A 9569-nucleotide genomic window follows, 5' to 3' on the forward strand; every position below is an offset into this window, starting at 1 on the left:
GGGGTGGCAGAAACAGTTGATTGGTACCTCTCAAACTTAGCATGGTGCGAGAATGTAACTTCTGGCAAATATCAGCGTGAAAGGTTGGGTGCCTCGTGAAGCAAAGAAAAGGAATTGTGCTCGCAGGAGGTTCTGGGACTCGTCTGTACCCTCTAACCATGGCAGTAAGTAAGCAACTAATGCCTGTTTACGACAAACCAATGGTCTATTACCCGATTTCTATTCTTATGCTTGCTGGCATTCGTGAAATCTTGATTATTTCCACTCCCCGTGATCTTCCTATGTTCCAGGAATTACTTGGTGATGGTTCGAGGTTTGGTTTAACTTTGAGTTATGTTGAGCAACCTAGTCCGGATGGCCTTGCTCAAGCTTTAATCTTGGCGGAAGACTTTTTGAATGGTGCTCCATCGACCTTAATTCTAGGTGACAATATTTTTTACAGTAACGAACTGGAACAAATTCTCGCAGAGGCAGATAGCCGTCCGTCGGGTGCCACTATTTTTGGCTATCATGTCTCTGATCCTACTAGTTATGGCGTAGTGGAATTTGACTCTGGGGGACGGGCGGTTTCGTTAGAAGAAAAACCTAAAGCTCCAAAGTCCAACTATGCTGTGCCTGGTTTGTATTTTTATGACGAGCAAGCTAGTGGTCGTGCCAAGGCGTTAAAACCTTCACCCCGTGGCGAATTGGAAATTACCGATTTGAACCGGGTGTATATGGAAGCCGGAGAGCTTTCTGTCGAGGTGATGGGCAGGGGAACTGCATGGCTGGACACTGGTAGTCACGATAGTTTGGCTTCGGCAACTGATTTTGTAAAAGTGATCGAAAGAAGACAGGGCTTGAAAATTGCCTGCTTGGAGGAAATTGGTCTGTATAAGGGTTGGTTAACCCTGGGAGAATTAGAGCAAACAGCTAGGAACACGGTTCTTCAACCTACGGAAAATACCTCACTGAACTGCATCTTCGTAAGAATAAAAAATAAAAAACGCATCAACGCATCATGATGCGTTGATGAATAAACTTGCATGGCTGGTTTGTTTTTGTTGAAATTAAAACATGTCAAAGTCATTTATTTTCTCTTCCGAATCCGTTGGTGAAGGCCATCCTGACAAAGTTTCTGATTCTATTTCAGACAGCATTCTCGATGCTTGCCTAGAGCAAGATCCACAAAGCCGCGTAGCTTGCGAGACTTTAGTCAAAAGCAATTGCGTGACCATTGCCGGTGAAATCACCACCGATGCGAAATTCGATTATGAAGATGTAGTACGCGAGGCGATTCGTAAGATTGGTTATATAAATGATGACGATGTCTTTCATGCTGATCAAGTTTTCATCACCAACCAGCTCACAGCACAATCGCGCGATATCGGGCAAGGCGTTGATGCATCCGCTGCCGATGGTAAGGCTACTGCTGAACAAGGAGCTGGAGATCAAGGCATCATGTTTGGATATGCATGCAACGAGACCGATGAGCTCATGCCCGCACCGGTAATGTTCGCCCATCGAATCTTGCGTAGAATGGCTGAGATTCGACATGCCGGAGAACGGGCACCTTGGTTGCGTCCAGATTGTAAATCCCAAGTGGCATTACAGTATGAAAGCGGAAAAATGGTAGGCATCAAAAATGTGGTCGTGTCTACCCAGCACGCCGCTGATGTTACAAATGAAACCATTCGTGATTTTATAAGTGAAGAAGTTATCAAACCTTCCCTGCCACAAGAATTACTTTCATCAGATACAGAGTTTTTAATCAACCCAACAGGTCGTTTTGTGATTGGGGGTCCACAAGGAGATTCCGGGCTCACTGGCAGAAAGATTATCGTCGATACCTACGGTGGTTGGGGTAGGCATGGTGGCGGTGCTTTTTCTGGTAAAGACCCCAGCAAAGTGGATCGCTCGGCTGCTTACATGTGCCGCTGGGTGGCTAAGAATGTAGTTGCCGCGGGTCTTGCCGAGCGGGTGGAAATCCAACTAGCTTATGCAATTGGACATCCTGAGCCCACGAGTATAACCCTGGATTGTTTTGGTACCGAGAAAGTGGAAGAAGGAAAAATTGAACAAGCTGTTCGGGAAGTATTTTCTTTCAAGCCTGCAGAAATTGTATCTCAGTTAAATCTGCTCCGACCTATTTACCGTGAAACCACTCATTACGGCCATTTTGGTAAGACCGATCTGCCTTGGGAAGAAACAACTCGGGCCGATTCGCTTCGGAATGCGATTAGCTAATTAAAAAACAAATTTAAGTCATCCAAACAACAACTCCATTCGATTTATAATTTATGACAACTACTACAGATACCCTCGCCCCTGCATCGCTTGACTACAAAGTCGCCGATATGACCTTGGCCGAATTTGGTCGTAAGGAAATCTCTATTGCCGAGCACGAAATGCCTGGCCTCATGGCCACTCGTGCGAAATATGGCCCGTCAAAACCACTTGCGGGTGTAAAGATCATGGGTTCCTTGCACATGACTATTCAGACTGCCGTTCTGATTGAAACATTAATCGAATTGGGAGCTGATGTGCGTTGGTGTTCATGCAACATTTTCTCTACCCAAGACCATGCAGCCGCTGCTATTGCTGCAGCAGGTGTTCCAGTATTTGCGTGGAAGGGGGAAACCTTGGACGAATATTGGGATTGTACATGGAATGCTCTTACATGGCCTGACGGTTCTGGTCCTGATCAAATTGTTGACGATGGTGGAGATGCCACCCTGCTCATCCACAAAGGGCTTGAGTTGGAAAACGGCTCGGATTGGGTAAACACACCAGCTGACAGTGAAGAGGAAGCAGTGATCAAAAAACTGCTTATCAAGACTCTTGCCGAAAAACCCGGTCATTGGGCACAAGTTGCACAAGGCGTAGTTGGTGTATCTGAAGAAACCACTACGGGTGTTCATCGTCTGATCGAAATGGAAGAGCAAGGAAAACTTCTCTTTCAAGCAATCAATGTTAATGACTCTGTAACCAAGTCAAAATTTGATAATAACTACGGTTGCAGGCATTCTTTAGTAGACGGTATTAAGCGTGCTATGGATGTTATGATCTCTGGTAAAGTTGCCATGATTTGTGGGTTTGGTGATGTAGGCAAAGGTTCTGCTGATTCTCTCTTTAATGAGAAAGCTCGCGTTATGGTTTCGGAGGTTGATCCAATTTGTGCTCTTCAGGCATGCATGGCTGGATTCCAAGTCACCACCATTGAGGATGCTCTCGAGTCTGCTGATATTTTTGTGACTACAACCGGAAACAAAGATATCATCACTGCTGAGCACATGAGCAAAATGAAAGACCAAGCAATCGTTTGTAATATTGGTCACTTTGACAATGAAATACAAGTCGCTGAATTGGAAAATATGCCCGGCGTGAAGAAGGAAATTATCAAAGAAGATCATATCCCAGGTGGCCCAGTTAGTCGCTTTACTTTTCCTGATGGTCGCAGCATCTACCTACTTGCTGAAGGTCGCTTGATTAACCTTGGCTGTGCTACCGGTCATCCAAGTTTTGTTATGTCGAATAGTTTCACTAACCAAACAATCGCTCAGATTGACATTCGTAACAACCCTGACCGTGATATTGGAGTAACACGCTTAAGTAAGGAACTTGATGAGGAAGTTGCCCGTTTGCATTTAGACAAACTTGGAGCAAAACTTACCCAATTATCCACAGATCAGGCAGATTATATTGGTGTTCCTGTCGAAGGTCCCTACAAACCTGAACATTACAGGTATTAATTCTTAGTGTACGAGATCCCTTTCATCGAAGGGGATGAAAATTTAGAAAGCCCGCATTTATTTGCGGGCTTTCTTGTTTTTGTACGATTGTCTATTTTGGAAGCTTGGGTTAGGTGTTAAAGCTTTCCTCTCTCTTTTACCCATAAATATATGTTCTTCGACGAAACTAAAGTTATTCTTAAAGCCGGTAATGGAGGGGATGGTTGCATGTCCTTCTTGAGGCAGAAATATATTCCCAAGGGTGGTCCGAACGGAGGCAACGGGGGCAAGGGTGGAGAAGTGATATTGCAGGCGGATGAAAATGTTTCAGATTTAAGAACCTTTCATTTTAAAAAGCAATGGAAGGCAAAAAATGGAGAACCAGGCCGTGGGAGCGATCAAAACGGTAGGGGAGGTGTACCCTGCATTCTAAAAGTTCCTCTGGGCACTGAAGTCCGAGATTTGGAAACAGGTGAGATAATTTGCGAACTAATGAACCATGAGCAGGAAATTCTCATTCTCGAAGGTGGAAAAGGAGGGCGAGGGAATGCGACTTTTAAATCCTCTGTTAATCAGACACCGCGCCAGTTTACAGAGGGTAAGCCGGGTATGGAGGGTGAGTTTGTTTTTACTCTCAAAACTATTGCTGATGTCGGTTTGGTCGGCTTTCCCAATGCAGGGAAGTCCACACTACTCAACATAATGTCCAACGCCTCTCCCAAAGTGGATGCGTACCCATTTACCACCCTTGTGCCAACAGTCGGTGTAATAGATTACGCTGAGGAATTTAAAACAATTACCATGGCCGATGTTCCTGGTCTGATTGAAGGTGCGGCCGAAAATCGTGGTCTTGGCCACCGTTTTTTAAGGCATGTTGAAAGATGTCATTTGATTCTTTTCCTGCTCGACCTGGCGGCTACGGATGGTCGCTCGCCCATTGATGACTTTGCTCATTTGCAAAAAGAACTTGGTGAGTACGATCCCCGTCTTTTGGAAAAGAAATTTTTAGTTGTGGGAAATAAGATTGATGAGGAAGAAGCCCAAAACAATCTAATCCTTTTTAAGAAACATTTTCCTGAAATCGATATTTTGCCAATTTCCGCAATTTTAGAAGATGGATTAGATGAGTTGAAAAATCGTCTTTTGATTAAATTTTCTTAAAAAAATAAAAAAATCTTCGTGAATAACTTTTTTATTTTTACTCTTGTTTTGCACAAGCGTTTGTGCAAAAGAAAGAAGGCATGGGTGTGAAAAGTGAAAATTGGCAAAATCAACAAGGAATCATCGATATCAATAATCGAAACGCCCCTGAAATTAGAGATACACGAGGTTTGTTTATTCCAGTGATTGAGAATGAAACCAATCAGGAACGGGCAAACCGCATACTTGCGATGATGGAAGAATCAAACAATCGATTAAACCGAATGCTGGAAATCTTCGACCGTATGGATCGCTAGAATGGGAGACCAACGGAAAGAGCCTCTCAACCAGGCAGCTGCCCAAATGGGAAGTAGGGGAGGGAAGTCTGGTAAAGGGCTTAGTAAGCGGCGTGGCAATGTTTCCTATTACAGAGACATGCAAAGGAAATCGGTTGCTTCTCGATTAAAAAATGCAGCAGCTACAAACGAAAAGAAACCTAAAAACTGATCTATGCAGCAGCCCGCTGCTTTTCTGATCTTGTAAAAACGGGAGATTCCAAAGTGGATTCATCTTCGGAGTAGACATACCCGTTTGCCGAAAATCTTTTCAAACCTTCGGGCTTTTTTATTTGCTTGGAAATTAAAAAGTTGGCCATAAGACCGCGGGCTCTTTTCGCATAAAAACTAATTATTTTAAACTTTCCATTTTTCTCATCCTTGAAGACGGGAGAAATGATTTGGGTATCTACCTTGTTTAATTGAGCGGCCTTTGAATATTCCAGGGACGCCAGATTAATCACCGCATTATTTCCAGAATGATGGAGATCTTTGCGAATGCTATCGGCTAAACGATCGCCCCAAAAAGCGTAAAGATCTCTGCCTGCAGGGTTTGAGTAGACCGTACCCATTTCTAGTCTGTAGGGCTGAATAAGGTCGAGTGGTTTGAGGAGGCCATAAAGTCCTGAAAGTATTCGTAAGTTAGACTGGGCATACTCAAAATCTTTTTTATCGAATTCCCATGCCTTTAACCCTTCATAAACATCTCCTTTGAAAGCCATAAGGGCTTGCTTTGAGTTTTCAACCTGATGCTCTTTGGTCCAACTCTGAAATCTTTCATAATTGAGCTGGGCAAGTTTTGAGCTTAATCCCATCAAAGAACTAATTTCTTCAGTTGATAATTTGGAAAGTCCGCCAATCAAAGCATTTGAAAAATTAAGAAAATCCGGTTTCGTGCAGATCTCGCAGATAGAAGGGCTATCAAAATCCAAGGTTTTAGCGGGTGATAAGAGGATAATCATTTAAAACAATCTAGTTGTACTTAAAACAGAATCAAGTAGAGAAAGCATTGATTATTTTAATTTTCTTTTACGGTTTAGTTAAATATCGATTAATAAAATTTCGATCTAGGTTGCCCCAATTTTAAAATATCTTTTTTTAGTTAGATTTGAACTAATTAGTAAATTTCTCGTGTATCCCATTGTTGTCTTCTTTCTGCTCCTTTCAAACTGGATTGTATTTTCCGGGAAGTTTGATGCGTTTCATTTGGGACTCGGAGTTGTAAGCAGTTTATTCATTACTTGGATTTCTCAGGATTTTCTTTTTCATGACCGTTCAAAAACCTGGGAAGAACGGATGCGTGAAGCAGGTGCATTTTTACAATACATCCCCTGGTTAATTGTAGAAATAATCAAAGCCAACCTGCATGTTTTTAAATTAGCTATGACCCGTACTGGGTATGAGGAAGTGGCTCCGCGTATTGTAACCATTAAGACTTATTTAAAAACGGATTTTGCTAAATTTGTTTTTGCCAATTCCATAACCCTAACTCCAGGCACAATTACGATGTTGATTCGAGGCGATGTGTTTCATGTTCATACCATGAGCCAATTCCTCGAGGATGATCTTTTGGAGGGGGCGATTGAGCGTAAAGTAGCAGAGGTTTTCGAACCCGATGTGTTAAAAAGAAAGAAAATAAAACGATGAAGGAATGGTTTGCCATTATTATGGGGGCATCCCTGCTCGTCTTGATGATTCCTATTCTTTACCGAATTATTGTGGGGCCGACCGGATTTGATCGTATTTTGTGTGCTAATGTAATTGGGACAAAAACCGCAGTTATTCTCGTGATCATTGGTACTTTATTCGACCGGGTTGATATGTTTGTCGATTTTGCCATCGCTTATGCCTTGCTCAATTTTGTGGGTGCGATTGTGGTATCTCGTTATTTTAATCGTACCGTTCCTTTGCAGGAGATGGAAAAAGATAAGGCCAAACCAAGAAGGAGGCTAAAGGCTTGATCGATACACTCGCATCTGCAGTGCTTGCGGAACCGGTAAACAGTCCGGGTTGGTTTCTTGTGCATGCGATTGGTGTGAGTATGGGAATTGTCGGGCTCATCTTTTTTCTTGGTACCGCAGTCGGGGTAGTACGCTTTCCTGATTTTTATACGCGTATGCATGCGGCGGGAAAAGGGGATACCTTATCCACCATGCTTATGTTGACTGGTTTTGGCTTGGTAATGATGGAAGATTTTTCCGCGAACAGTTGGTTATTACTTTTAAAGATACTGGGCATTGTTCTTTTTATATTCATTACTACACCAACTAGCTCGCATGCATTAATGCGTGCAGCCTTTGAGGATGATGAAATGCCCCTCGGCGAAGAGGATTTAAATAAATTGAGAAAGCGCAGGGCTAAATCAAAAAGCAAATAAGAAATGGGCCTCGAATTATTCAATACCTTGATTCTTTGCCTACTCGTAGTGGTTGCTGTTCTTAGTTTATGGGTTCGCGACTTGGTTGTAGCTGCCGTCGTTTTTGCTATTTACAGTTTTTTAATGTGTTTGCTATGGGCAGAAATGGGCGCGGTTGATGTTGCCTTTACCGAGGCAACCGTTGGTGCAGGTGTAAGTACAGTGGTCTTGATTGCGACGGTGTTTAATCTTAAACGCAAGGCGAAGGATTAATATTAAGAAGACTGCTTTCATTCTTGTCCTTTGTATCGGATTGCTTCTCGCTTGGGCTGCTAAAGATTTTCCTGCCTGGGGTGATCCACAATCACCCGCATCTTCCTCTCCGGTAGCTTCCCATTTTATTGCCAATACTGGCGTGGATACAGAAGTTCCTAACATGGTCACTGCGGTATTGGCTGATTACCGGGGCTTTGACACCATGTTTGAAACTGTGGTTGTCTTTATTGCTGGCTTGGCCGTTTTTTCAATTCTGCGTGGTGGTCCTAAAAGTAGGACACGGGATCGGGAATTTGTAGTTGATTTTGAGCCTGATTTGATTGTTACCAATACCGTTCGTTTGATCGTACCAGTTATCCAAATTTTCGCCTTCTATGTCTTAGCCCACGGGCATGTCAGTCCGGGTGGAGGCTTTCAGGGAGGAGTGACAATGGGGGCGAGTTTTATTCTTATTGCCCTGTCATGGGATTTAAAAACTGCCCTTGCCCGATTTCCAATCGAACGTTGTTTTACCGTAGCTGCTCTTGGAATTGTAATTTATGCAGGCATTGGTCTGTTATCGCTATTTCTTGGGGGAGAATTCTTGGATTACGCCCATTTAGCCAAGATCTTTCCAGTTAGTCCGGAAATGGCTCGTTATCATGCCATGCTTGGCGTCGAAATCGGGGTAGGGTTTACGGTAACTGCGATTATGTTTGCCCTCTATGCAAGTCTATCGACCGATGGACGGATGCGGGATGGTCTGTGAGCCCAAAAAATAATAGATTTTGATGTTCGAAGACGGTTCCATATTCAATCAATTGCTGGTCGAGCGGTTAAATTATTTTATCTATGTTGTTCTATTATTGATCGGATTATGGGCGATGATCGCCAAGAATAATTTGATTAAAAAATTGATTGGAATGTCGATTTTTCAAACTGCGATTATTTTGTTTTATGTTTCGATTGGGGTAAAGGAAGGAGCAACCATACCCATCTATTTACCAGAGCATGATCCGCACGGTTCGCATGCACAGTTCGATTCCAACTATACGGAGTTGCTTTCTCACGGTCCTAAAGTGTTGGAAGCTTCCGCTGTGCCGAACTATACCAATCCCTTACCCCATGTATTAATGCTCACCGCAATTGTGGTTGGGGTGGCCACACTCGGTCTTGCACTTTCTGTATGTTTACGAATTTATCGTGGATACGGCACCGTAGAGGAGGATGAACTGTTGGAAAAACTTGAGCGGGAAGATTCTCGTAAAGCAGGAGGTTCGAACAAACGTAGACCCAGGAGACGAAACCCGGCCAACAAAGGAGGAACTGCAGGGCAGTCCAAACGAGGCCAAACGACCGGGAAAACAAAATCCGATAAGCCTACTCCCCGCCGTCGACAGGCATCGAAAAGCAGAACAAAAACAAATAACCCTGCTAAAGAACAGGCCAAATCTTCGAATAAGGAAAACGATAAGCCCAAACCTGTTAAGAGAAGACGGCCAGCAAGAAAGCCAAAGGAGGATAAATCCTGATGAGCGATTCTATTGTTTGGATTGTTTTATTTCCACTTTTTGGAGCAGTTGCCTGTGCCTTAGGGGGTGCATTGTCCAAGAAGATTTGTTATCCAGTATCGGTACTCTCGATGCTGGCAACGGTTTGGGTATCGGTAGATACTTTATTTCAAGCCATTGAGTCTCCGGTTCATGAAGTTTCATACATTCTTGGCGGTTGGTCACTCGATTTGTTCCCCAGAGGAGTCGGCATTGAATTTCG

General features: G+C 43.4%; 13 protein-coding genes and 1 pseudogene. 13 read left to right on the forward strand and 1 reads right to left on the reverse strand.

All coding sequences use genetic code 11. The features are described from left to right. Positions 1-158 precede the first annotated feature (158 nt). From rfbA to ACKPQ4_RS00575, 6 genes and pseudogenes are all read left to right on the forward strand, one after another. Positions 159-982 (forward strand): annotated as a pseudogene (gene rfbA / locus ACKPQ4_RS00550) (glucose-1-phosphate thymidylyltransferase RfbA). 74 nt (positions 983-1056) lie between these two features. Further along, positions 1057-2226 (forward strand): methionine adenosyltransferase, encoded by a 1170-nt coding sequence (gene metK, locus ACKPQ4_RS00555; RefSeq protein WP_407679258.1) that lies wholly within the window; start codon positions 1057-1059, stop codon positions 2224-2226. A gap of 53 nt (positions 2227-2279) precedes the next feature. Then, positions 2280-3731, forward strand: a complete 1452-nt coding sequence (gene ahcY, locus ACKPQ4_RS00560) for an adenosylhomocysteinase (protein ID WP_407679259.1) — start codon at positions 2280-2282, stop codon at positions 3729-3731. Positions 3732-3881: 150 nt separating this feature from the next. Further along, positions 3882-4871 carry a GTPase ObgE gene (obgE, locus tag ACKPQ4_RS00565; protein ID WP_407679260.1) on the forward strand — a complete coding sequence of 330 codons (990 nt, stop codon included), beginning with the start codon at positions 3882-3884 and terminating at the stop codon, positions 4869-4871. A gap of 86 nt (positions 4872-4957) precedes the next feature. After that, entirely contained in the window at positions 4958-5167 is a 210-nt protein-coding gene (locus ACKPQ4_RS00570; RefSeq protein ID WP_407679261.1) for a hypothetical protein, read from the forward strand. Position 5168: 1 nt separating this feature from the next. Next, positions 5169-5357: a hypothetical protein gene (locus ACKPQ4_RS00575; protein WP_407679262.1), complete on the forward strand. Its 189-nt coding sequence runs from the start codon at positions 5169-5171 to the stop codon at positions 5355-5357. Between the two features lies 1 nt (position 5358). Here ACKPQ4_RS00575 and yaaA read toward each other — a convergent pair whose 3' ends face one another. After that, positions 5359-6147, reverse strand: coding sequence for a peroxide stress protein YaaA (yaaA, locus tag ACKPQ4_RS00580; protein ID WP_407679263.1), 789 nt, complete (start codon positions 6145-6147; stop codon positions 5359-5361). Positions 6148-6316: 169 nt separating this feature from the next. Here yaaA and ACKPQ4_RS00585 point away from each other — a divergent pair, with 169 nt between their 5' ends. The 7 genes from ACKPQ4_RS00585 to ACKPQ4_RS00615 form a co-directional block, all read left to right on the forward strand. After that, positions 6317-6832 carry a Na+/H+ antiporter subunit E gene (locus ACKPQ4_RS00585; RefSeq protein WP_407679264.1) on the forward strand — a complete coding sequence of 172 codons (516 nt, stop codon included), beginning with the start codon at positions 6317-6319 and terminating at the stop codon, positions 6830-6832. Continuing rightward, the gene (locus tag ACKPQ4_RS00590; RefSeq protein WP_407679265.1) at positions 6829-7146 is read left to right on the forward strand and encodes a monovalent cation/H+ antiporter complex subunit F; all 318 of its coding nucleotides are present in this window, start codon (positions 6829-6831) and stop codon (positions 7144-7146) included. Before ACKPQ4_RS00585 ends, ACKPQ4_RS00590 begins: the two co-directional genes overlap by 4 nt. Beyond that, positions 7143-7562, forward strand: coding sequence for a monovalent cation/H(+) antiporter subunit G (gene mnhG, locus ACKPQ4_RS00595; protein ID WP_407679266.1), 420 nt, complete (start codon positions 7143-7145; stop codon positions 7560-7562). Before ACKPQ4_RS00590 ends, mnhG begins: the two co-directional genes overlap by 4 nt. Before the next feature lie 3 nt (positions 7563-7565). Beyond that, on the forward strand, positions 7566-7814 hold the full coding sequence (locus ACKPQ4_RS00600) for a Na(+)/H(+) antiporter subunit B (protein WP_407679267.1): 249 nt from the start codon (positions 7566-7568) through the stop codon (positions 7812-7814). A 40-nt stretch (positions 7815-7854) separates the two neighbouring features. Continuing rightward, positions 7855-8565 (forward strand): hydrogen gas-evolving membrane-bound hydrogenase subunit E, encoded by a 711-nt coding sequence (mbhE, locus tag ACKPQ4_RS00605; RefSeq protein ID WP_407679268.1) that lies wholly within the window; start codon positions 7855-7857, stop codon positions 8563-8565. Between the two features lie 22 nt (positions 8566-8587). Further along, a complete protein-coding gene (locus ACKPQ4_RS00610) occupies positions 8588-9328 on the forward strand; it encodes a cation:proton antiporter subunit C (RefSeq protein WP_407679269.1) in 741 nt (246 codons plus the stop codon). Then, on the forward strand, positions 9328-9569 hold a 242-nt coding region (locus ACKPQ4_RS00615), incomplete at its 3' end, for a hypothetical protein (protein ID WP_407679270.1). The genes ACKPQ4_RS00610 and ACKPQ4_RS00615, both read left to right, overlap by 1 nt.

It is taken from the genome of Candidatus Chordibacter forsetii (assembly GCF_964187505.1).
Taxonomy (GTDB): domain Bacteria; phylum Verrucomicrobiota; class Verrucomicrobiia; order Opitutales; family Seribacteraceae; genus Chordibacter; species Chordibacter forsetii.

Coding starts and splice junctions, on each gene's coding strand:
- ACKPQ4_RS00575 (WP_407679262.1), top strand. CDS start 5,169: ATGGGAGACCAACGGAAAGAGCCTCTCAACCAGGCAGCTGCCCAAATG.
- yaaA (WP_407679263.1), bottom strand. CDS start 6,147: ATGATTATCCTCTTATCACCCGCTAAAACCTTGGATTTTGATAGCCCT.
- metK (WP_407679258.1), top strand. CDS start 1,057: ATGTCAAAGTCATTTATTTTCTCTTCCGAATCCGTTGGTGAAGGCCAT.
- ACKPQ4_RS00600 (WP_407679267.1), top strand. CDS start 7,566: ATGGGCCTCGAATTATTCAATACCTTGATTCTTTGCCTACTCGTAGTG.
- ACKPQ4_RS00590 (WP_407679265.1), top strand. CDS start 6,829: ATGAAGGAATGGTTTGCCATTATTATGGGGGCATCCCTGCTCGTCTTG.
- ACKPQ4_RS00610 (WP_407679269.1), top strand. CDS start 8,588: ATGTTCGAAGACGGTTCCATATTCAATCAATTGCTGGTCGAGCGGTTA.
- ahcY (WP_407679259.1), top strand. CDS start 2,280: ATGACAACTACTACAGATACCCTCGCCCCTGCATCGCTTGACTACAAA.
- obgE (WP_407679260.1), top strand. CDS start 3,882: ATGTTCTTCGACGAAACTAAAGTTATTCTTAAAGCCGGTAATGGAGGG.